This is a genomic window from Vibrio sp. 1731, assembly GCF_033339955.1.
Taxonomy (GTDB): domain Bacteria; phylum Pseudomonadota; class Gammaproteobacteria; order Enterobacterales; family Vibrionaceae; genus Vibrio; species Vibrio alginolyticus.
In genome coordinates, this window is sequence record NZ_JAWOVO010000027.1 from 1 (window position 1) to 18,874 (window position 18,874).

General features: G+C 51.4%; 31 protein-coding genes. 5 read left to right on the top strand and 26 right to left on the bottom strand.

Annotated elements, in window-relative coordinates:
• Window positions 1-239: 239 nt before the first annotated feature.
• Both R7035_RS21870 and R7035_RS21875 read right to left on the bottom strand, forming a co-directional pair.
• On the bottom strand, window positions 240-710 hold the full coding sequence (locus R7035_RS21870) for a hypothetical protein (RefSeq protein WP_347880240.1): 471 nt from the start codon (window positions 708-710) through the stop codon (window positions 240-242).
• Between the two features lie 29 nt (window positions 711-739).
• A complete protein-coding gene (locus R7035_RS21875) occupies window positions 740-1,228 on the bottom strand; it encodes a DUF1643 domain-containing protein (RefSeq protein ID WP_001273096.1) in 489 nt (162 codons plus the stop codon).
• A gap of 96 nt (window positions 1,229-1,324) precedes the next feature.
• Here R7035_RS21875 and R7035_RS21880 point away from each other — a divergent pair, with 96 nt between their 5' ends.
• Complete coding sequence (locus tag R7035_RS21880) at window positions 1,325-1,660, top strand: hypothetical protein (protein ID WP_000683476.1); 336 nt, start codon at window positions 1,325-1,327, stop codon at window positions 1,658-1,660.
• A gap of 14 nt (window positions 1,661-1,674) precedes the next feature.
• Here the strand turns inward: R7035_RS21880 and R7035_RS21885 are convergent, their stop codons facing one another.
• The 4 genes from R7035_RS21885 to R7035_RS21900 all read right to left on the bottom strand — a co-directional run bounded on the left by R7035_RS21885 (window position 1,675) and on the right by R7035_RS21900 (window position 3,603).
• Window positions 1,675-2,145 (bottom strand): hypothetical protein, encoded by a 471-nt coding sequence (locus tag R7035_RS21885; protein WP_001281821.1) that lies wholly within the window; start codon window positions 2,143-2,145, stop codon window positions 1,675-1,677.
• The gene (locus R7035_RS21890; protein ID WP_000516916.1) at window positions 2,138-2,509 is read right to left on the bottom strand and encodes a hypothetical protein; all 372 of its coding nucleotides are present in this window, start codon (window positions 2,507-2,509) and stop codon (window positions 2,138-2,140) included. The genes R7035_RS21885 and R7035_RS21890 overlap by 8 nt, the downstream gene beginning before the upstream one ends.
• A 10-nt stretch (window positions 2,510-2,519) precedes the next feature.
• Entirely contained in the window at window positions 2,520-2,714 is a 195-nt protein-coding gene (locus tag R7035_RS21895) for a hypothetical protein (RefSeq protein WP_000343597.1), read from the bottom strand.
• Window positions 2,715-3,054: 340 nt separating this feature from the next.
• Window positions 3,055-3,603 carry a transcriptional regulator gene (locus R7035_RS21900; RefSeq protein ID WP_001061574.1) on the bottom strand — a complete coding sequence of 183 codons (549 nt, stop codon included), beginning with the start codon at window positions 3,601-3,603 and terminating at the stop codon, window positions 3,055-3,057.
• Between the two features lie 162 nt (window positions 3,604-3,765).
• Between R7035_RS21900 and R7035_RS21905 the strand changes: the two genes are divergently transcribed.
• Together R7035_RS21905 and R7035_RS21910 are read left to right on the top strand one after the other, a co-directional pair.
• Window positions 3,766-4,116, top strand: a complete 351-nt coding sequence (locus tag R7035_RS21905; protein WP_000270043.1) for a type II toxin-antitoxin system RelE/ParE family toxin — start codon at window positions 3,766-3,768, stop codon at window positions 4,114-4,116.
• A 4-nt stretch (window positions 4,117-4,120) separates the two neighbouring features.
• Window positions 4,121-4,423, top strand: a complete 303-nt coding sequence (locus tag R7035_RS21910; RefSeq protein ID WP_000124640.1) for an XRE family transcriptional regulator — start codon at window positions 4,121-4,123, stop codon at window positions 4,421-4,423.
• Window positions 4,424-4,449: 26 nt separating this feature from the next.
• Here R7035_RS21910 and R7035_RS21915 read toward each other — a convergent pair whose 3' ends face one another.
• From R7035_RS21915 to R7035_RS21995, 17 genes are all read right to left on the bottom strand, one after another.
• A complete protein-coding gene (locus R7035_RS21915) occupies window positions 4,450-4,743 on the bottom strand; it encodes a chromosome segregation protein ParM (protein ID WP_001239997.1) in 294 nt (97 codons plus the stop codon).
• Window positions 4,744-4,830: 87 nt separating this feature from the next.
• Window positions 4,831-5,103 carry an HU family DNA-binding protein gene (locus R7035_RS21920; RefSeq protein WP_001043047.1) on the bottom strand — a complete coding sequence of 91 codons (273 nt, stop codon included), beginning with the start codon at window positions 5,101-5,103 and terminating at the stop codon, window positions 4,831-4,833.
• A 57-nt stretch (window positions 5,104-5,160) separates the two neighbouring features.
• Window positions 5,161-5,688: a thermonuclease family protein gene (locus R7035_RS21925; protein WP_001236377.1), complete on the bottom strand. Its 528-nt coding sequence runs from the start codon at window positions 5,686-5,688 to the stop codon at window positions 5,161-5,163.
• A 230-nt stretch (window positions 5,689-5,918) separates the two neighbouring features.
• On the bottom strand, window positions 5,919-6,776 hold the full coding sequence (locus tag R7035_RS21930) for a hypothetical protein (protein WP_001167032.1): 858 nt from the start codon (window positions 6,774-6,776) through the stop codon (window positions 5,919-5,921).
• Entirely contained in the window at window positions 6,763-6,993 is a 231-nt protein-coding gene (locus tag R7035_RS21935) for a hypothetical protein (protein WP_000972663.1), read from the bottom strand. Before R7035_RS21935 ends, R7035_RS21930 begins: the two co-directional genes overlap by 14 nt.
• Entirely contained in the window at window positions 6,993-7,511 is a 519-nt protein-coding gene (locus R7035_RS21940) for a nitrite reductase (protein WP_000210756.1), read from the bottom strand. Before R7035_RS21940 ends, R7035_RS21935 begins: the two co-directional genes overlap by 1 nt.
• Window positions 7,508-7,954, bottom strand: coding sequence for a Fe3+-siderophore ABC transporter permease (locus R7035_RS21945; protein ID WP_000919345.1), 447 nt, complete (start codon window positions 7,952-7,954; stop codon window positions 7,508-7,510). Before R7035_RS21945 ends, R7035_RS21940 begins: the two co-directional genes overlap by 4 nt.
• Window positions 7,954-8,313, bottom strand: a complete 360-nt coding sequence (locus R7035_RS21950) for a hypothetical protein (protein WP_000422768.1) — start codon at window positions 8,311-8,313, stop codon at window positions 7,954-7,956. Before R7035_RS21950 ends, R7035_RS21945 begins: the two co-directional genes overlap by 1 nt.
• Window positions 8,314-8,369: 56 nt before the next feature.
• A complete protein-coding gene (locus R7035_RS21955; protein ID WP_000591074.1) occupies window positions 8,370-8,798 on the bottom strand; it encodes a hypothetical protein in 429 nt (142 codons plus the stop codon).
• Window positions 8,799-8,831: 33 nt separating this feature from the next.
• Complete coding sequence (locus R7035_RS21960; protein WP_000139698.1) at window positions 8,832-9,692, bottom strand: DsbA family protein; 861 nt, start codon at window positions 9,690-9,692, stop codon at window positions 8,832-8,834.
• 15 nt (window positions 9,693-9,707) lie between these two features.
• Window positions 9,708-10,667, bottom strand: a complete 960-nt coding sequence (locus R7035_RS21965) for a S49 family peptidase (RefSeq protein WP_000829616.1) — start codon at window positions 10,665-10,667, stop codon at window positions 9,708-9,710.
• Complete coding sequence (locus tag R7035_RS21970; RefSeq protein ID WP_000539392.1) at window positions 10,667-11,521, bottom strand: hypothetical protein; 855 nt, start codon at window positions 11,519-11,521, stop codon at window positions 10,667-10,669. The genes R7035_RS21965 and R7035_RS21970 overlap by 1 nt, the downstream gene beginning before the upstream one ends.
• Before the next feature lie 4 nt (window positions 11,522-11,525).
• Window positions 11,526-11,819 carry a hypothetical protein gene (locus tag R7035_RS21975; RefSeq protein ID WP_001370730.1) on the bottom strand — a complete coding sequence of 98 codons (294 nt, stop codon included), beginning with the start codon at window positions 11,817-11,819 and terminating at the stop codon, window positions 11,526-11,528.
• Between the two features lie 10 nt (window positions 11,820-11,829).
• The gene (locus R7035_RS21980; protein ID WP_000057877.1) at window positions 11,830-12,303 is read right to left on the bottom strand and encodes a hypothetical protein; all 474 of its coding nucleotides are present in this window, start codon (window positions 12,301-12,303) and stop codon (window positions 11,830-11,832) included.
• Between the two features lie 96 nt (window positions 12,304-12,399).
• Entirely contained in the window at window positions 12,400-12,921 is a 522-nt protein-coding gene (locus R7035_RS21985) for a hypothetical protein (protein ID WP_000805800.1), read from the bottom strand.
• Window positions 12,922-12,923: 2 nt separating this feature from the next.
• Window positions 12,924-13,445, bottom strand: coding sequence for a hypothetical protein (locus R7035_RS21990; protein ID WP_000393785.1), 522 nt, complete (start codon window positions 13,443-13,445; stop codon window positions 12,924-12,926).
• Window positions 13,446-13,449: 4 nt separating this feature from the next.
• Window positions 13,450-14,058 carry a hypothetical protein gene (locus tag R7035_RS21995; protein WP_000849071.1) on the bottom strand — a complete coding sequence of 203 codons (609 nt, stop codon included), beginning with the start codon at window positions 14,056-14,058 and terminating at the stop codon, window positions 13,450-13,452.
• Between the two features lie 268 nt (window positions 14,059-14,326).
• On the opposite strand from R7035_RS21995, the gene R7035_RS22000 reads away from it, so the two are divergent.
• Complete coding sequence (locus R7035_RS22000; RefSeq protein ID WP_000946102.1) at window positions 14,327-15,442, top strand: phosphoadenosine phosphosulfate reductase family protein; 1,116 nt, start codon at window positions 14,327-14,329, stop codon at window positions 15,440-15,442.
• 17 nt (window positions 15,443-15,459) lie between these two features.
• Window positions 15,460-15,894, top strand: coding sequence for a hypothetical protein (locus R7035_RS22005; protein ID WP_000883925.1), 435 nt, complete (start codon window positions 15,460-15,462; stop codon window positions 15,892-15,894).
• Window positions 15,895-16,930: 1,036 nt separating this feature from the next.
• Here the strand turns inward: R7035_RS22005 and R7035_RS22010 are convergent.
• Genes R7035_RS22010 through mobI form a run of 3 tightly spaced genes read right to left on the bottom strand, consistent with a single transcriptional unit; the run spans window position 16,931 to window position 18,847 of the window.
• Entirely contained in the window at window positions 16,931-17,995 is a 1,065-nt protein-coding gene (locus R7035_RS22010; protein ID WP_000044787.1) for a RepB family plasmid replication initiator protein, read from the bottom strand.
• Window positions 17,996-18,015: 20 nt separating this feature from the next.
• The gene (locus R7035_RS22015) at window positions 18,016-18,303 is read right to left on the bottom strand and encodes a hypothetical protein (RefSeq protein WP_000127321.1); all 288 of its coding nucleotides are present in this window, start codon (window positions 18,301-18,303) and stop codon (window positions 18,016-18,018) included.
• A gap of 4 nt (window positions 18,304-18,307) precedes the next feature.
• Window positions 18,308-18,847, bottom strand: coding sequence for a conjugative transfer protein MobI(A/C) (gene mobI, locus R7035_RS22020; protein ID WP_001447712.1), 540 nt, complete (start codon window positions 18,845-18,847; stop codon window positions 18,308-18,310).
• Window positions 18,848-18,874: the final 27 nt, after the last annotated feature.

Consider the following 18,874-nt stretch of genomic DNA (forward strand, 5'->3'; position numbering starts at 1 on the left):
GGTAAGCAGAGTTTTTGAAATGTAAGGCCTTTGAATAAGACAAAAGGCTGCCTCATCGCTAACTTTGCAACAGTGCCTTTTCAACACAAGCGTGATCATCGGTGCATCCGCACCCTATACATTTAGCAGTGAGCATAAGCGCCTCCCCAAGTAAATTAACAACATCATAGTATCATTATGTGATGCTGTAAATATTAAAAAGAAAGCGGCCATAGCCGCCCTTCCGAAGTAATTTTCCTTTAGTGGTTGTCTTGGCCCTGTTTCCAAGCGACGAATGCCTGCACTAGCGGTACGCCATCATCACTCAAGGCATTCCCTTCTATCCATCCGCCTCGTATGACGACAGACTGCCCTGATTCCAAGCCAAAAGGTTCCCACTCAGAAGCCACCGGGGAACCGTCCACCAGCAGGTCGAGATCTTCAATCCATTTATCCCGGCCATCCAGAGTTTTCCAAACTGAGTCATCGACCCAAAAGGCCTTGATTTGTTCTGGTGTGGCATTGGTCCAATCGTTGTCTTTCCCGTCAGCAAGTGAAAGTACAGAGTCAACCGTTTGCTGCCAGTTCGGCCAATCTTCTTCGACAACAACGCAAGTAAGCGAGCTCTTGCCATTTGCTCTGCGGCCATCATCAACCTTCCGGATCAGCCTTTCCAGTGTCGCCAGCTCCTCATCGCAGAGCACGGCCTGTGCATCGCTTATCTTTGCCACGAAGTAACGTGCTTCAAGCATCGACATAATTATTTTCCTCCCCAGGGCACAAGTTTTGTCGAATATCCAAGCATTAGTGGGTGCTTCGGGTCCCCCGAACCAGTCACGCCAAATGCCAATACCGGCTTCCCAGATGCAACGAGCTGCTCTAAAAGCCTGTCCAAATGAACATGCAAAGACTTAGGCAGCTTAGTTCGGCTCCCCCAGCAGGGCACCAAGACATCAGCATCCCGAATAATCCTTTCCAAGTGGATTTCATTTTCAGGCCCGACAGGATCAACCGCCGTAGCCAGCTCTCGAACGTCGGTCGCCCGAAAAGCAAAAGCATTACCGACTATGAATCGCCTCCCTCCGTTGACCTTGGTAAACCCTATCCACTTTCTGACCGTGTGATCGTCCTCGGTGGCCGTGGCCGTAGAGCCGTTTACACCAAAATAACCGAACACAAGGCCTTCGGGTTGCACATCCCTTTCCAGACGGTATCTGTACATGCCGCACTTGCTGATAATTGCACTCAAAGTGTCACCTCTTTTTGAATGAAAAATGCCCTTTCACAGTTGCATTTTTTAATGCTGTGATAGGATAAAAGTGTAAGTTGAAAAGGAGAGATGACCATGAAACATGTACTGAATATCGCGCTGATGGCTGTTGTTATTCTTGGCCTGGCTATGCTTGAGGCCACCAACTGGGGTTACGCAGTGCTGGCTATCCCGGCAGTGATTTGGGCCAAGTCGGTGCTCAACCTTCTGCACAAACTGCCGGTTCTGGCTGCTGCTTTTTGGATTCTGGTTGCTGTTTTCGCGTGGCAAGCGGCACTTGTTGGTATCCTGTTCTATGGCGTACTTGCGACCCCTAAAGCGCCAGCAAACACCAATGGCAAGAAAAGCCGAAAAGCCAATCTGATGGGCACTTACAGCTACGACTTTAAAACCGGCGAATGCTTTAGCTAAGACTGGCTCCACGGTTATTTCTCCTCAGCCTTCCTGATGGGCGCTCTCAGCGCTCTCAGGACAGCTTCTTCAAGAGCTGCGGCCCCTGCCCTATCACGTCGCTTTGTTAATGCCCCATATTGCTTCCTGATGGGTAGCATCAGCTCTTCGAGTTCATTGCGCTTCCTATCGTCGGCTTCAAGTTTCTCGCTTCGCGCCAAGGCTTCGGCTTGCTCGCTTTTTGCTTGCCACTCTATCTTGTCGCCTTGCACTTCCCATGCTTTAACGTAATGAGCATCATCCAGACCTTTTGCTCCGTTGTCCGAAAACGAGGCCCCTGAGTAAATGCCACCGACAACCCAGCGCCTTTTGCTTTTTCCCTTTGAGAAATACATCTCACGGCCTAAAACACCATCGCGCAAAGTGGCTACCGAGATAAATAGCCCAGCGTCCCCTTTCCTAAAGCCGCAGAACACAAACTCAAGCGGTTCGTATAAATCACTCATGCTGATCACTCCGAAGAACAGACAAGACCTTCTCAGCTCGCTCCTGGAGGTCTATGAGTTCGGCAGCATCATTACCGCTCAATGACATGTCCCCGCCATAGAGGCGATACTCAACGCTGTCCATCGCCTGGCGAAGCAATCCTAGAAGAGCATTCACGTTTGCCGGTGTTGATAGGGCGACGGCTTCACCTTTCAGCTCACGTCCATTAAATTCCGACCACTCGGCTATGCCTGTCAGTTCGCAACAATTTGAGCAGGACATACTGGCAACATTCTGGGGATCGTCTGGACAGTGTTCATTGATGACAAAGTTCATCTCGTCACTGCCGCACTTTCCACAAATGATGTGTACTTTTTTGCCCATGCTGCTGCCCTTAGTGGAGAGTCTGCTCTTCCACAACAATCATCCCGTCAACCAAGCTGATTGTGGCGGGACCGCAGTTACCCAGCACCTCAGCTTTGACTCCGTTGTTCAACGCGACATAAAGCCGTCTCGCCCCGTTGGTGACGCGGATGCCTTTCTGGTCGAGTTGTTCAAGCATTTCTTCGTAGGTAATTTTTTCGTCCATCAGTTCTCCTCAGCAAGGATCTCGTCGATGAGGTTCTTTGCTATCAATCTGGCATCCAAAGGGACAGCCAGGCTGTCAATTCTGCCTCTTTCATGGGCAACAATGAGTTGCGCCTTCCAAGCTATCCCGGAAAGAGAAGCATCAGGTTCTTTACCTGAGCTTCTCATACATCTTGCGTTTCGGTACGCCGCCAGCCACTCAGGTCTGGTTGAGTTATAACGCCCAAGGCCAGCTTTTCGTTGGAAGCACATTCATCGCGCACCTTTACAGATTCATTTTATGATACTGTAAACAATAAAAAGACACCTTGCAAGACTTTCACATGTGAAAGTTTTCTGGTTTACATCTGCTCGCTTGGATCAAACCCCAAAGCCTTGCACACGTCATCCAGGTCATCGAGCGTGAAGAATCCCAGCGTCAGTTCCCCGGAGCGCTTCGCGGGGTTATAGCGAACTTTGATAGGCCTACCCGTAGCATCGCTCATCAGGGTCTCCAGGCGCTTAATGTCTGCATCCCTGTCCACTTCTTTGCCCTTCGCTATCGCCTCAAATTTATGAACCGGTGTCCTGGTATGCAGGAGATCCCTCAGGAGCTTTTCTCTCTTGCTGAAAGGTAACTTAGCCACGGCCCTCACATGCCCCAGGGTGATCTTGCGTGGATTTCTGAGCCAGAGTGTTAGCTCTTCCTCCGATAGCGTACCGGCGCGTTTCAGGTGTGTAACCGTATAGACCTTCTCAATACCCAGATCCTCTCTGATCTGACTGTTTGAACGCCCCTCTCCGCTTAGGAACGCGACCACATAGGCCTTTTCTGCATCAGTCATGCCTGGATGCTGGTGGTAGTAGTCAATGGCTTCTCTTGCATCGAGCAGTAGGGGTAGGTTGTTCATTCAGGACACCTTTTAGTCACATGACTATATCGAGGCTTATTCTACCCCCTATTTTAGTCACATGACTACTTACTGACATTTCGGCCCCCATCGCCGCCGATTTTTCTTGATTATAGGTTTGAATCTATATAGGATTGCACCTATATTAAGTAAGGAGAAATCATGTGGGTCATCGAGACAACCGACACCTTTGATGAGTGGTTCGATGCTCTGGATGATACCGATAGAGCAAACGTGCTGGCTTCGATGATGGTGCTGCGAGATAGAGGCCCCATGCTGTCGAGGCCATACGCGGATACTGTTAACGGTTCATCCTACAGCAACATGAAAGAGCTTCGGGTCCAAAGCAAAGGAGATCCTATCAGAGCGTTCTTTGCGTTCGATCCAAAGCGTAAGGGGATTCTTCTCTGCGCCGGTAACAAGACCGGGGACGAGAAAAGGTTTTATGAAGTAATGATCCCAATTGCAGACCGTGAGTTTGCGGCGCACTTGGATAAATTGAAGAAGGAGTGACGTTATGGCAAGAACTCTTGACCAAATGCTGGCAACAGAAAAGCCTGAGGTTGTTGCCAAAGCACAGAAAGCGGCCACTGAGATGTTACTGAACATCCACTTGGCAGAGCTTCGTGATCGCATGAACCTTACCCAGGGGGAAATTGCTGCATCTCTGGGTGTGAGACAGCCGACAGTCTCCGAGATGGAAAAACCTGGACGAGATCTCAAGCTGTCGTCCATTAAGCGGTACGTTGAGGCCTCCGGTGGCAAGCTACGCCTCGATGTTGAACTTCCGGACGGCACCCACTACGGCTTTGCCGTTTAACTCGATACGCCCCGTTATGGGGCGTATTACTTCTCTTGCTCTTCTTCCAGCCGTTTTCGGTATATCTCTCCTGCACGTTCCCTGCCATCGTCGGTCAGCCTAAAGGCCAGCTTTAGAGAAGCATTCCGGTACTTGTTCAACAGGCCGTTCTCCACCAGCGTGTGGCATGACGTTCGGAAGTTCGTTCCATGAATACCGCTCTGGCGAGCTGAATTGATCATCTCCAGTATTTTTACACCTGGTACAGGCTCGGCTTTTCCACCGGCCTCAATTGCGTATAGAATGAACAAAACGTCTTTTTGAGTTGACGACAATCTCATCCCTTCCCCTTATTCATGTCTGATATGAATAAGGCTCCCACGAAGGAGCCTTATGTAAACCTTATTCATGTGTCACATGATTAAGATCTAGTTCACGGAGTCTTTCAACCCCTTACCAGCTTTGAACCCAGGAATGTTGGCCGCCGCGATCTGGATGTTCTCTCCAGTCTGGGGATTCCGCCCGGTTCGCGCTGCGCGTTCCTTAACGTGGAAAGTACCAAACCCAGTGAGCGCTACTGTCCCACCCGCTTTAAGCTCCTCTGTCACTGAGTTGATCAGCGCATTTACCGCAGCTTCGGCCTTTGCTTTGCTAATGTCAGCGTCTTCGGCCACTTTCATAATCAGTTCACTTTTGTTCATCGTTATTCCTGTTTGTTTTCTTGGTTACTGTTTACACCTGCATACTCTGGGGTGTGGTTAGTGCTTTCTTCGCCACTCCCAAGGGGGAGTTCTCTCCGATTCCGGTAATGCCCAGAGACCTCGCTTATCGGCTTTGGCTTCGGCCTCCAGCTTGAACAGCTCCGGTGTTTTGGCGTACTGCCGGTACACCCACGCACTCCCAGAACGGACCATTTCGGCATTGACCCATTTGCCATCGACATAAAGGTTGGCGACCAGACGGCCATAACGGTCTTTGTCGATTTGCTCGACTTTAATCATTCGACCAAACACCAGATCGGACAACGCCTGTTTCGCCTTTGAGCCGTAGGGTTGTTTCTTCTCTGGGGTGTCGATTTCCGCCAGCCTTACCCGGTACTGGATTTTGCCGCTCCGGCAATCTTTCCCGGAGTCACAGCTTTGTTCAGTCAGGACCTTGACCGTATCACCGTCAGACACCCCCACAACCTTCGCAGTAAAGGTTTCTGCCCATACCTGAGGGGCCACCACCAGCATGGCTACCAGGAACGCTGAAACCCCCGTATTTTTCACAAAACCTAACCTCATAATCACTCCATCCAAATTACTTTTTTTTCCCAGCCGGTAGAGCCTTGGCCCAACAGAGCCTTGTTTCATCCACCTTGCTGTCTACGATTCGACAGGCATCCCAGTTAAGAGATGACCAGTGAGCAATGGCAGAGGCCAACCAGTACCACGGTGCCGTAAACACCGGCTGGCCCCCTTCCTTCGTTTTAAATACCTGGTATCGCATGTTGATCCTCCTGTTTGGGTGAGGCTTAGGCCTCGTAATAGAAATTTTTTGTGTCCGGATAGGGTTTAAAGCAATGAGCCGTGGCTCTCCCCAGGGAAAGCACTGAAGCCTCAGCTTCCGGCGCTTCCTCAGTGTCTTCACGAAATTCCCCGCCAAGTTGCTTCACCCATTCGGCAGCGAGCTGCACACCTTCATCAAAGGGAACTTTGTTCTTTTGAAGCACATCCAGATAGGAAAGCAGCAAGCAGTGAGGCGTAATGACGGCGGTGTTCCAATCGGTTGCGAGCCGTGTTTCGTCCATATCTGCATACCAGGCATCAACCTGATGTTTCAATCCGATCTCGGCCATCATGCCGTGCTTACCGGCGACCTTTCTGCCTTCCTCTACCACATCAACCGGGGCGTCCCAGTAGAGGACTCCCCCGTCCGCTTCTTGGGTCGCACAGGTTGCACCTTGCGGCCAATGCCTCCGTTCCATAACGAGCTCGCAGAGCGTTTGGTTGCCTACAGGAGCCTTGTAGTCCTCATCGAGATTCACCACGATGGTTTCCGGCTCCTGTTCAACCGGTGGCAGGTATCTGGCGACCAGAGGCATTGTCAAAATCACAGCCCCATCCATGTGAAAGGATGTTGGAGCCTTCACTATTCGGTCCATTACCCAGCACCAAGCATGAAGCAACCGATCCTCTACCTTGTCGTCAGCCTCAATCTCTTGAACGAACTGGTTGAAACGAACCTGACTATCCAGAAACAGGCCTGTGCTCTGACACTTATCGCTGATCGTATGAATGAGCTCCGCCTGCTCCAGAAGCATTTCTCGGGTGACTTCCTCCACATCACCAAATGCGTCAAACAACTTTGTCATGTAGTCACGAATTTGCATGTTCTTCCCCCTCGGCATCGAATTGCTTTGCAAGCTCAGGATCACCGGCCCAGCGAAGGGCGTCTCCCATATGCGTGAAAGCGCGTTTATTGTTATCCTGCTTATTCACCCTGACCGGCGTCTTTTGGTCACGAGGCTGTAGTAGCCAGTACCCGGCCTCTTCCCTGATTAGTTCTGCGGCCACCAGAAAGCCGTTCTTCGTTGCAATGATCATCATCAGCTCCCGTGGTTAAGCCAGTAGGCATAGATAGTGATGGCAAGGCCTCCCGCGAGCACAATGACTGCGGCGGTACGCTGGACCCACTTCGATGCACCAAACCGCGCCAGGTGTCTCCCCAGGAACTGGAAAGGTGCTGTCTTTCCGATAGCGCGAATCACCCAGGAGATTGCCAACAGAAGGATGGCTGTGGCCGGGTATATACCAACCCCTAAGAGATTCATCTCTCCGACCGCGAGCTGATAGATGAATGCCAACAGCATGGCTACCGCAGTCAATACAGCTACAACCTTGGTCCCGTTTCGCCAGTCCCACGCTCGACGTGCGTCACTGGTAAAACTCACCATCGAGACAAGGAACGGCATAAATGGCAGGTTCATGCTGGTGGGTTTATCCATGAATGCGTCAAGACCCACAAACATGGCCGTCATCACCACATAGAACAACAGGGCGGGGACAAGCATGTCGCGTAAAGACCGAACCTGGTTGGCGTTCGCGTTTTGAGTATTCGTCGTCATTGTGTTTGCCCCTTCAACATTCCCCATAGCTGACGGTGAAGATCAGCGATTACCTTGTACGTCCCCTTCACTGCTGGTTGCTCAAGGGTCTTGAGCATCCACAAAGCAATAAACAGGCTGGAAAGCAGTGCCACCACCAACTGGATGTTGTGGCTACTCAAATAGACGGCATAGCCGTTTAGGCAGGCACTCAATAGCAACCAGACCCTGGCCGTCATCAGCCCCCAGCGGTGATAGGTCACGAGCAGGTAGGCTGTTACGACAGAACAGAGTGTCATGGCACCAGAAGTGGCTAGGTAAACGACCCATGTACTGGCCTCGCCAGTGACGTAAGTGCCACCAACGGAGAAGGACAAGCCAAAGATCCAAATTGCTGCATTCCGGAGTAGGGCATCAACAATGATGTAACTAGCAGCGAGATTGATAATTCCGCGTTTTAGCATTACCCCCTCCCGTTATTCTGATACCTGCCCAGCTCAGCTCTGAGCCTATTAATTTCTTCCGTGGCTTCGGCCAACTGCTCCCGATACTTCTTGAACTGCTGATATGAATGCCAGGACTGTCCTTTCGATACTGACTTCGTGATGGCGGCGACCTCATCCGGCGTCAACCGGGTGAGCTGCTCTTCCGGATAGATCAGGATGGTGTTGCTGTCCCAGTCAAAGCCTGCGTGAATAGCTTTCACCCCCACTGTAGGGGTTCCACCAATCCCACCTGGCTGGTGGATGACAAGCCTCAAAGGCGCTGAGGCCTTGTGTGGATGAAGGCTATCGAGAGCCTCTTTTGCTTCTTGTAACTCCATAGATTCACCTCATAGTGAAATCAGGCCCCGGAGAGCCTGACTTTCACATGTGAAAGTTAATTTGCCTTCTGCTGTCTGGCAGAAACCCTCAAGGCCAGCGCCTTTTGCATGTCGGGCTGCTGGAAACGCACCTTGGTCCGATCAGGCCAACTGTCCATTTCATTGCACCGCAGGGTGTCTATGGCCGCATCACGGTAAACCTGATAGAAGTCGGTTCCACCTATGGAGTTAATTGCCATCATGGCGGCAAACATCGGGTTACTGTTCATGACGCTTGTAAGAGTCTCGGGGGTCATTGGGGTGTCGCATGACTTGTTGAGGGCAACCAGCAGGTCATTACCAACCAGGGCACAGGCAGCGCATACCTGTTTGGTATCATCCAAGGCCTTCGCGTATTCGTTGTTTGGCTGAGGGACGCTTGAGCAAGCCGACAGGACAAGCAGCCCCGCCAGAAGGCATCCCAATTTAGTTGTAATCTTGATCATCAGTTCTCACTCCACTTTCACATGTGAAAGTTTTTATTGGTTCGCGGAGTCGTCTTGTTGCGACTCAATCATCATTTTTCGCATCACGGCCATGATGGCTTGCGCCGGTTGAGCGCCGCCGAGAAGCTGGCTCTTGCCGGTATGGTTGTCCACTACAAAAGTGGCTGGTGTCCCGTTGACGCCATAGCTCTTGGCTTTCTGGATGTCAGCTTCAACCTTGTCTTCGTACTTTCCTGAGCCGAGGCACTCCCGGAACGCATCCAGATCAGCACCAACACCAGTGACAACAGAGGCCAGGTCAGCAACACCGCCACCATTCCCCTGGGTATGGTGGAAAATGTCGTTAACGAAGACCCAGAAGCCACGGTTGCCCTTCTGCTCAGCAATACATTCAGCGGCCAGAGCTTCCTTGTGAGCTGCCGGGTTATGGAAATCGAGAGGCATGTGCTTCCACTGCCAATTCACATTGCCTTTGCTGGCATCCACAATTTGTTTGGGTGTGTCGTGGAATCGCTTGCAGAATGGGCACTCCATATCGGAGAACTCCACCAGCGTGAACCGAGCACCAAGGTCCCCGTAGATGTGTTTGCCTTCTTCGACCTTCTCAGGTGCTGCCTCGAACTGGGCATACTTCTGATCGATGTCGGCTTGTTGTTTCTGCGCGACAAACTTGTTGATGCTTTCGGCCACAGCAGCTTCAAACTCTGCCTTGCTTTTGAAGGTGACGCCTTCGGCATCCTTCACCTGGTTGACCGTAGACTTCACGTTGGCGATCTCTTGCGCCAGATCCTTCTCTTTCACGAACTGGTAGATCCCGAACCCGGTTCCTACGAGCCCCAAAAGAATGGCGGCAACAACCCCGAGACGTAGTGATTTGGTACTTTGTTCTGTCATATCAAACTGCTCCTATCAGTAAACTTTCACAGCGCTGAGTTCTTGCACGAAGGAACTGGCTTCGAGCTTCGCTCGTTGGGTCAGTCGCCGGATGATGTCTTCGGTTGGTGTGTAGTCCACCAAGTTGCTCTGGTGGATGACGTCTCGCGCCACGGAGTTCAAACTACCCAGGCCATCAATCAGCCCAATGTCTTTGGCCTGCTCCCCGTTCCAGAGCAATCCAGAAAACACCTCTGGGTCGTCTTTCAGTCGATCACCCCGCCCAGCCTTCACTCGTTCGATGAACTGCTGGTGGGTTTTCGATAGAACGCCCTCCCAGAATTTCTTCATGTCAGAGGTAAGAGGGGAGAATGGGTCGAGAAGCGCTTTGTGCTCTCCGGAAGTGATAGCCCGGCGCTCGATGCCGAGCTTGTCCATCAAGCCGGTGAATCCAAACCCCGAGCTGATGACGCCGATAGAACCGACAAGGCTGGCGCGGTCAGCATAGATTTCATCCGCAGCAGAGGCGATGTAGTAACCGCCAGAGGCACCGATGTCATCAATGATGGCGTAGACCTTTTTCTCCGGATGAAGGGCTCGCTGCGCCTTCACTTCGTCATAAATCCGTCCTGCTTGAACCGGGCTACCGCCAGGGCTGTTTATGCGAAGCACGATAGCTTGTGAGTTCGGGTTGTCGAATGCAGCTTGGATGGACGGGATAAGGTGATCAGCATCGGCCAGAGTGCCAGCAGCAATTTCACCACGGATGTTGATATACGCGGTGTGAGGGGCTCCTGCCTTGGCGCTTTGCCACGGCATCCCACCCGGATTAGATGCCAAAATGATGAAGCCGATCATGAGAAGCACGAAACCAGATGCGCGAAGCACACGCAACATGGTCCGCCAGCGCCGGTCTTTCACCTGCTCTTTATGCAGGGTGAACATGTACTTCTCAATGAGTTCTTTCTCCCAGGGGATCTCTTTGTTTTCTGCCATTAGTTTTTCCTTTTGCATGTTTCGATTATCAGTCCCCAGAACTCTTCATCAGCGCTATCAGCCCGGTCTTTGACTTTCTGGTAAACAAGGTTGGTGTTGAGCTGATGCTCACGACAGAACTGAGCAATGTTGCTGTAGGTCCTGTCCAGATAGGTGAAGGGTTTCCCTTTACCTTTTTTCTTGGCGAGGATGAGCTTCCACTCATCATTGGAGAGTTTGTCTGCGGCCTTCCCGGTGTCCGCAATGCGCCTACGCACCGTTACCGGATCAAGTCCATGTGCTCTGGCTATGCTGGCAACGCAGTTGAACTTCCGACCGTCAATCATGACAGTAGGCAAATCACCAGCGGCAGCCTCCTTGAATCGGAAACCTCTGTAACCTGGTTTGAAGATCCCAGGAGCAAGTTGCTCACGGAACTCGATTGCTTGTTCTGACCTGACAAACTTGCTGTCGATTTTGCCGAGCATGTACTTAGCCCGAGCGATTACCTGGTAAAGCGTCTTCTCCAGGAGCATGGCGTCAGCAGCTCGACTCGGAAGACCTATGTCGTCTTCTTGCTCGATACCCAACATTTCTGCATGGCTGGAGCCTTCTGCATGTCGGAAACAGCCGTCGTACTCAAAAAGAAAGGAGGCCAAACCTCCTCTCAGCTTTGCTTTGAACCGGGTGTTGGCCGCGTTCTCTGGCGCTGGTGCCAGCTCGGACACTTCAAGCCCTAAATTTGCGGCCAACTTCCGCAGGTCTTCCTCTCCAATTCGGCATCCAGGCTGCATAACCTGCGCCAGAGCAGATTCATCAGCACATCCGCGTTCTTTCAGCTCAGCCAAGAGGTAGGGAACTCGTACTACCCCCATAAGCTCAAGCTCCCTGAATCGCGTGGACCACCAGCTCACAGAGTTTCCCGTACACAGGAGCAAGGCAGAGTGAAGCCATCACCATGCCAAAGGCTTTCGATGGAGCCTCTTTGGCGAACTTGGTCAACCACGGCATCATGCCGCACAGAGCAGCAACCATAGCGCCAGCCACCCCCAGGGAAGGGAATGCCATCACTTGGGCCAGAATGAAGAAACACTGGGCGTATGCCGCATGGGTCATCGCCTTCTTATCTGCTGCCGTGAACTCCACGGCATCTACGCTTTTGACTTTTTCCATCACATTGTCCTCATGCAACATCAGGTTTTCCGAAAAATTTCTCATACACTTCGAGGTCGAAGGCCAGCATGGTCTTTGCCGCCTTTTCACTAAGCTGGTGGAGGCTAAGCATCTGAACCTTGTCAGTGCCGGTCACTTGCAGATCCACCGCGAACCACGTCCCACCTTTGGTCACGGCCAGAACTTGCACCGCCCAGGGCTTATCCAGTCGTTCGGGCGGAGTGATCATGTTCGACACTTTGGCGACCGTCGCGGTTGAACCTACCCAGTGCTTGTCGAACGCAATGACGTTCAACGCTTCAAACGCATCCTTCGCAGCTTTAAACCGGCTCCGGACAGCATCTTGTTGCTTCCAAGCCATGAACTGGAGAAGGGTCATTCCACCAGCCATAAGGGTGAGAAAACTCAAGCCATTGGCGGCAGCTACGACCGTCGCTACCAAGGACCCCAACATGACGAAGCGGTTATGTTTAAGCTGGGCCACTATTCACCTCCTATACCAACCAGCGTACAGGACTTTTCAAAAATGCAACCCCGCCTAGCTGCCCAATTCGGGCAACCCTGATTCAATCCAGAACTTTCACATGTGAAACTTTCCGCCACAGGAACAGGAGGTTTTTACCTGACCAGAACGGATGGATTGATAGCGGTGCCACAGCTTGACCACTTCTTTTTCGCTGAGAAGGTTTGTCTTGATGTAACGGACTCTATCCCCGTCCGCTGTCTCAACAACGGTTCGGACATAGCCGTACTTGGCAACGGGTGCCTTGTACTTGTGTGACAGAATTACCCGGTAAACCGAGAGCTGGATAATGTCCGACTCATAGATGTGGTTTACCTGGCGCAGCTTGGTGTCCAAGGGAATGAGAACCCCATTCTTGGTTTGGTACACCTGATCAACCCTGCCGTGCATGGGCACCGGCTGTGTGGTTGATATGTCCTGTTCGGACAAAAACAGAGTGGCCGAGCGCAGCTCATAAGGCATGTTCTCTGATTTCCACCACGCCCAGGTGTCTCCAATGCCGCGTTTGCGCCATTGGTCCACTTTCGCAATGACGAAAGGGGCGATGATCAGGACGAATATCCAGAGAACTGGCTTCATGACTACCTCCGGCCCCTAAACCACTCTGGATGATTGGATACATCCATGCTCTTAACCTGTGATGAGAAGACCAGTAGCTCTTGGGTCGTCAGGACGGTCTCAGGAGCCCGAGCGATGAAAGGTCTCAGCAATTCAGAACCCGCATAGATATTGATGACCATATGCAATCGCTCTGTTGCTCCAGAAACTCTCCGCCAGCTCCGGTAGGTTTCTGTTGATTTGGCATAGCCAACCAAGGCAGGAGCCAGCGTGTCGGACTCCTTCGTATTCAACTTCCCTTTTGCTGCCTTCGATACGAACTCAGCGATCACCGAAGCCAGCATGTCGGAGGTAAGGTGAAGCGGCAGCTTTATCGTGTCGAAGTCAGCCTGCTTGATGGTGAACAGGCGGATGTGATCGTTGCGGTAGTCACGCACATAGATGACATGACTCTCAAATGGGTTGGAGTGGTTAAAGGCATCCATACCCCAGCCTGCGGCCTCAAGATGTGCGTTTGATACTGACTTGTCGTAATCAAATTCCACGCTATTACTCTCCGTCTTGTCGTTCAGGAACTTTCACATGTGAAAGTTTTCCGTCGGTCATGATGTCCAGGACGGCTTTGCCCAGTCTCATCCCTTTATGGTTTTGAACCGGGTCTCCCTTGTAGAAAAGTCCTGGCTCGTTATCGGGATGGAATACCCCGTGAGGAATGTTGTCGTGATCGCCCAGCCACATGCGTAGCCTCAGATCCACCAGCCACCCATCATCCAGGACAACCCAGAAATGCGGTGTCACGATGTCCTTGGTCTGTTCGTTTCGCACAAAGCCATACATGCAGTCATGAGGTACACCCGCTTCATTGAGTAGGTGGCTTACTGCCCATGTCATACCGTCACATTCCATCTGGCAGTCATCCAAGGTCATAAGGACGGCTTCCAGTTCCCGGTGCCACTCCGTCATTTGCTTGGCCGCAGGTTTTACCACCAGCTCGTTTTTGTTTTCTGCCAAGATGATGTCTTCCTCGTCAATATTGCATTCGTCTATCGCTTCCGAACGGATGGATACCGCTTCATCCCAGTCATCGCTCGATCCGAAAATGCTCCAACCCTCAAGACCGTAATTCACCCATACGATGAACCGCTTTATCGTTTTCATGTGCGGCCCCCTTTAACCGTGCAACGTTCCCACATACTCACCCCTTCAAACCGTAACCCCACCAAAAAGCCACTTCTTGATGATTTCCAATCAGCAGCGGCAGGTTGCCCCTGAACTAACCTCACCGAAAAACCACCTTTAGATTGCTTTCTGGTGCTTATCAAGTTCTCCTGAGTGATTAGTCGTTCTGAAAACTTTACTTTTCACAGTATCATTTTATAATACTGTAAATCATAAAAACAACCCAGTAAAGAAAAAAGAGCGACTTATGTTGAGACGAGAAAACCAAGGAGATTTGTTCGATGACCAGGTGGTGTTGCCATCACTGGAGTCGGTTCTTACCGGCATATCTTCCAGTCAGCGTTGTGACGATAGAACAACGTACTTCTCCGCTCCGGATGTGGACCTGAGTTTGTACGATCACATCATTGTTTGCCTGTCTGGAGGCAAAGACTCGATTGCTGCGTACTTGCGGCTGGTGGACATGGGTGTTGATAAGTCAAAGGTGGAGTTCTGGCACCATGATGTTGATGGTCAGGAAGGCAGTTCGTTGATGGATTGGGCCTTCATGCGTGATTACTGTCGTCAGCTCGGGGAAGAACTGGGTATCCCAATGTACTTCTCGTGGCTTGAGGGCGGCTTTGAGGGCGAAATGCTCAAAGACAATGCCTATAGCCACCCCCATCGTGTAGAGACGCCTGAGGGGCTTCTGGTGCTGCCTAGAGACCATAAGCGCTCTAAGCCTGGTACGCGCCTTCGTTTCCCTCAGCAATCGCCATCACTCCAAACAAGGTGGTGCTCATCAGCCTTGAAGATCGATGTTGGCCGCAGAGCTCTTAATAACCAGGAGCGCTTCAAGGGGAAGAAGATCCTTTTCATCACTGGTGAGCGCCGGGAGGAAAGTGCAAACAGATCCAAGTACAACCAGCTTGAGGCTCATGCCTGTGACAGAAGATATGGGAAGACTGCACGGTTAGTTGATGCCTGGAGGCCCGTTCTTCATTGGACTGAGGAGGAGGTATGGGAAGTAATCGAGCGTCACCGCATCCTGGCCCCAGTCCCTTATCGCCTTGGCTGGAGCCGGTCGTCGTGTATGACCTGCATCTACAACTCACAGCGTATCTGGTCCACGATCCGTCACTACTGGCCTGAACGAGCTGGGAAAATTGCTCAGTATGAACAAACCTTTGGTGTGACGGTATCAAGAAAAAAAATCGACGTAATAGATTTAGGTTCTGCTGTTGCGCCGATACAGATTAGTGATGTTGAGGCATTGGAGCAGGTATCCAGAGAAGATTACACGCTCCCGATTTTTGTGCCGGAGGGGCAGAAGTGGGTTCTCCCTGGTGGCGCATTTGGCCGAGAGGCCTGTGGTTCTGATTGATTTGTGCAGAGGTGGCAATGTTGGATTTTGTTTTTTTGGTGTTTTTGGGGTTGGGCATATCTACGGTGCTGGTGCGTCGGTCTTCCCGTAAGGGGATGGATCTTGAGCTGACATGGCTCCAGTCGTTGAAGGTCGTGCTGGTTCGTGGAGCTGTTGCATTGGGCCTGGGTTTTGGCATTGGCAGGCTTGTATTGATGGGGATGCAGTATGGTTTCCTGAGTGAGTCTGTCCTGAGGGAACATGCACTTGTCTCCGTAGCGGTGGTTCTGATCTGTGGGCTTGGTTCGTTCGTTGCGTTTCAGTGGATCATCGGGAGGATCTCTGGAAGATCGATCAGCGTCGTTTCTGTGATCAAAGCTGTGATGTACGAGTCTGGTTACTTTGTGCTGTCGATGCTTATCTTGTTGGTGATACTCGTCCTGTTCGGCCTTGCATACGAGACTTTTTTCTAAAAAAACAGTGTTGATTATTTTTTGTTCAGTGATCAAAAGGATAAATATAAAGATCTTTAGATCTTTGTATAAAGGATTAAAAACGGTTAAAGACAGGTTAGGCGTTCTAAATCACCACTCAACACATTGATATTACTGGTGTTTTCATATTTATTCCGTGCAACAAACCCATAGGTTGCCGTGCAGCGTTCCCATAGGTTGCCGTGCAACGTCCCCACATACCCTTGGATCTTATCCACTGTTATCCACACGGAACCCCTCTTTTTTCCACAAAATCCTTACAAAACAGAGCTTTCGTGCAGCGTTCCCACATATCAGATCTGGTGTTCGTGCAGTATTCCCACATGTCTAAGGTCATACGTGCAGTCGCCCCATATACAATTTTCTGAACGTGCAACGTACCCACATGTCAATTTTGGTCGTTTTTTGCACCGTGCAGCGTACCCACATATGATCGTGCAGCGTTCCCATATACCAAAACCCCGTTTATGCACAGGAAATGTGGATAACTTTTGGCCTCTTTTTGTGTGCGCGTGATCACTTTATGGACTATTAGAGTCATTTTGACTGCTTTTTTAGGTTTGTCCTGATCTGTCAATCTTTGTTCTGCTTCGTCAATCGTGCAGAGTTCCCATATATCGAGAGGTTCAGGACCTGCTTTCGTGCAACGTACCCACATATCAAATCTCATAACGTGCAGGTCCCCCACATCCTCACCCTTTAACTATCAATACCTTACGGGAACCACTCTACGGGAACCACTGGAGCAGCATGGCACTTATCCTTCGTCGTGGCTTACGCTTGCACGATACTGAGACTCAGCTTGCGACTACCGTGCAGCGATCCCATATATAGAGCCCCAGCCCACGCTGCATCTGGGGTCACGTTCGCTCTATCCGTGCAGCTCCCCCATATGCGGAGGCATTCCGTTTCCGGTCCTGCCTGGTGGGCGTACCTTGTGCGCTTTCTTCTGGCATAAAAAAAGGCGCTGACGCGCCTATCTTTCTTTTCCCTGGGGGGTGGGAGATTCTGGTGGCTATCTCCCCTTACGTTGGGGTTCATCAATGATGTCGTGGTCGATCATGCCGTGCTTGATGGCCCGTAGCTCTGTCTGCTGCTTACGCTTGTTGGACGCCATCACCTGCTTCACGAAGTTCTCATGAGGCCTTATGACGTACCGCACGTCGATGACTCTGCGGCCATCCTTGATCTGGTTCGCGTCGTAGTCGCTTATGACCTCTTGTTTGATGAGGGCCTCCAGAGCGAGCTTCATGGCTCTGACGTTCTCCGGCATCCGTGGGCTCAATTCACGAGGGCTCTGGGTCAGGAAGCTGATAAGCGATGGCGTGTACGGCGAATCTGGTGATGCTTGAGTCCAGTAGTGGCTCATTCGCTTGTAGATGTACCGTGCAAGAGGGGAGCGGATTTGCATTCCGATTTTGTAGTTGTACTGACGAAACGACAGATTCATGATCGATTCGTTTACCAGCGGGTTGAACTGCACATAGCACCTGGCGTTCCCGCCTTTCTTGCGAAACTCACCTCTGGTGGTCAGTCCCACCATCGGGAAGAAGCTGGAGCTGATGAAGGCTTCACCGTCATCACTGATACATTCGAGTGTTGCGCCACGACAAACCTGGATTGCTTCCTTGATTTCGTTCAGGTTGTACCCGTGACCCATCTTCGAGAGCTCTTTCTGGAGTTCGTACAGAGTGAACATGACTCCAGCCTTGCCCTCGATGATATGGCCTTTCCCGTTCACTGCGAGCTTGCGTAGAGCATCCTCAAGGATTTCCTCTCGCTGTCCCGCGTAGATCAGCACGGTTCTTCCGTCATCCTTCTCGATGATGGCTGGCTTCACCTTCACCGTGAAATGCTGGCCTCTGATGGTGCATTGTCGTGTCACTACAGCGTTGGATAAATCTTCATGCTCACGCTTTTGGTCCCAAATGTACTTCGGCAGCGCATCGTAGATCTCGATGGTGTTGGAGTAGTCGTCTTTCTTGGCCGGAGATTCAATGATCTCAAACAGGCTCATTTGCGGTGAGTCTTTGATTACGTCGAGTTTCTCCAGGTCTTTGTCTTTGGTTCTCTTGCTCATGATTGTTCCGTCGATACTTTCTAGCTGGTGGTCCATGCCGCCAGCATTGTCAATGCTCCCGCTGCTACCGTCGCTGAAAACACTAGCTGGTAGATGCGACGCTTAGCCCCCGCAGTGCCGCTCATAAAACGCAGGGCTGCCGCTTCATATCGGAAATGAGCGAACTCACCCCGAAGGGTGCTATCTGTCCCCTGTGGCGATTGTGGGCGCTTTGACAGGGCAGGGCGAGGATGGCTGGCGACTTTCTTGATCATCGCTTCACATTTCCCCAGTTTCGCCAATTCAGTGGCCGCTACAGATGCTGTCATGTTGTCACACCTCGTCGCTATGTGTCTTGTTTAGCTGGCGCTCGTACTCGTTTAGCGCCCGGCGAATTTTTGCTAAGGCAGTGGCGCGTTGTCTTAACACGGCATACCTGGTTTCAACTTGCTGGATCAACTCTTGTGCCCAGACAGGCTCTTTCTTGAAGTGCGACATGCTGTAGGCATGACCGCGACCCTTCTTGATATGTGTCGATAGAACCCTTTTCTTTTGTCCGGGAACTTGTTCGACAAATCTGTTGCGATACCACTCTGCAACGAGTGATACGCCTAGAATGCGAACCCGTGTACCGACACGCCCTTGTTCGTCCTCTGACGCTTCTTCACGCGCTGATTTGTGCGCGTTCCAGTACATGTCCGCTTCCTGCTGCGCCTCGACAGCAAGAACCGCTAAGGCGTGATCCAGTTTGCTCCGTACCTCTGCAACAAACTCTCGTCCCTCTGCCTCTAGCAGATCCTCTGTTATCTCGGATCGTTCTTCTTCGAGCTTCGGATCTAGCAGATCTAGCCATCGCTCTGTTGGTAGACTCACCTCAATACCCTCCCAATTCCTATCCAA

Coding starts and splice junctions, on each gene's coding strand:
- R7035_RS21880 (WP_000683476.1), top strand. CDS start 1,325: ATGAAACATGTACTGAATATCGCGCTGATGGCTGTTGTTATTCTTGGC.
- R7035_RS21885 (WP_001281821.1), bottom strand. CDS start 2,145: ATGAGTGATTTATACGAACCGCTTGAGTTTGTGTTCTGCGGCTTTAGG.
- R7035_RS21890 (WP_000516916.1), bottom strand. CDS start 2,509: ATGGGCAAAAAAGTACACATCATTTGTGGAAAGTGCGGCAGTGACGAG.
- R7035_RS21895 (WP_000343597.1), bottom strand. CDS start 2,714: ATGGACGAAAAAATTACCTACGAAGAAATGCTTGAACAACTCGACCAG.
- R7035_RS21900 (WP_001061574.1), bottom strand. CDS start 3,603: ATGAACAACCTACCCCTACTGCTCGATGCAAGAGAAGCCATTGACTAC.
- R7035_RS21905 (WP_000270043.1), top strand. CDS start 3,766: ATGTGGGTCATCGAGACAACCGACACCTTTGATGAGTGGTTCGATGCT.
- R7035_RS21910 (WP_000124640.1), top strand. CDS start 4,121: ATGGCAAGAACTCTTGACCAAATGCTGGCAACAGAAAAGCCTGAGGTT.
- R7035_RS21915 (WP_001239997.1), bottom strand. CDS start 4,743: ATGAGATTGTCGTCAACTCAAAAAGACGTTTTGTTCATTCTATACGCA.
- R7035_RS21920 (WP_001043047.1), bottom strand. CDS start 5,103: ATGAACAAAAGTGAACTGATTATGAAAGTGGCCGAAGACGCTGACATT.
- R7035_RS21925 (WP_001236377.1), bottom strand. CDS start 5,688: ATGAGGTTAGGTTTTGTGAAAAATACGGGGGTTTCAGCGTTCCTGGTA.
- R7035_RS21930 (WP_001167032.1), bottom strand. CDS start 6,776: ATGCAAATTCGTGACTACATGACAAAGTTGTTTGACGCATTTGGTGAT.
- R7035_RS21935 (WP_000972663.1), bottom strand. CDS start 6,993: ATGATGATCATTGCAACGAAGAACGGCTTTCTGGTGGCCGCAGAACTA.
- R7035_RS21940 (WP_000210756.1), bottom strand. CDS start 7,511: ATGACGACGAATACTCAAAACGCGAACGCCAACCAGGTTCGGTCTTTA.
- R7035_RS21945 (WP_000919345.1), bottom strand. CDS start 7,954: ATGCTAAAACGCGGAATTATCAATCTCGCTGCTAGTTACATCATTGTT.
- R7035_RS21950 (WP_000422768.1), bottom strand. CDS start 8,313: ATGGAGTTACAAGAAGCAAAAGAGGCTCTCGATAGCCTTCATCCACAC.
- R7035_RS21955 (WP_000591074.1), bottom strand. CDS start 8,798: ATGATCAAGATTACAACTAAATTGGGATGCCTTCTGGCGGGGCTGCTT.
- R7035_RS21960 (WP_000139698.1), bottom strand. CDS start 9,692: ATGACAGAACAAAGTACCAAATCACTACGTCTCGGGGTTGTTGCCGCC.
- R7035_RS21965 (WP_000829616.1), bottom strand. CDS start 10,667: ATGGCAGAAAACAAAGAGATCCCCTGGGAGAAAGAACTCATTGAGAAG.
- R7035_RS21970 (WP_000539392.1), bottom strand. CDS start 11,521: ATGGGGGTAGTACGAGTTCCCTACCTCTTGGCTGAGCTGAAAGAACGC.
- R7035_RS21975 (WP_001370730.1), bottom strand. CDS start 11,819: ATGGAAAAAGTCAAAAGCGTAGATGCCGTGGAGTTCACGGCAGCAGAT.
- R7035_RS21985 (WP_000805800.1), bottom strand. CDS start 12,921: ATGAAGCCAGTTCTCTGGATATTCGTCCTGATCATCGCCCCTTTCGTC.
- R7035_RS21995 (WP_000849071.1), bottom strand. CDS start 14,058: ATGAAAACGATAAAGCGGTTCATCGTATGGGTGAATTACGGTCTTGAG.
- R7035_RS22000 (WP_000946102.1), top strand. CDS start 14,327: ATGTTGAGACGAGAAAACCAAGGAGATTTGTTCGATGACCAGGTGGTG.
- R7035_RS22005 (WP_000883925.1), top strand. CDS start 15,460: ATGTTGGATTTTGTTTTTTTGGTGTTTTTGGGGTTGGGCATATCTACG.
- R7035_RS22010 (WP_000044787.1), bottom strand. CDS start 17,995: ATGAGCAAGAGAACCAAAGACAAAGACCTGGAGAAACTCGACGTAATC.
- R7035_RS22015 (WP_000127321.1), bottom strand. CDS start 18,303: ATGACAGCATCTGTAGCGGCCACTGAATTGGCGAAACTGGGGAAATGT.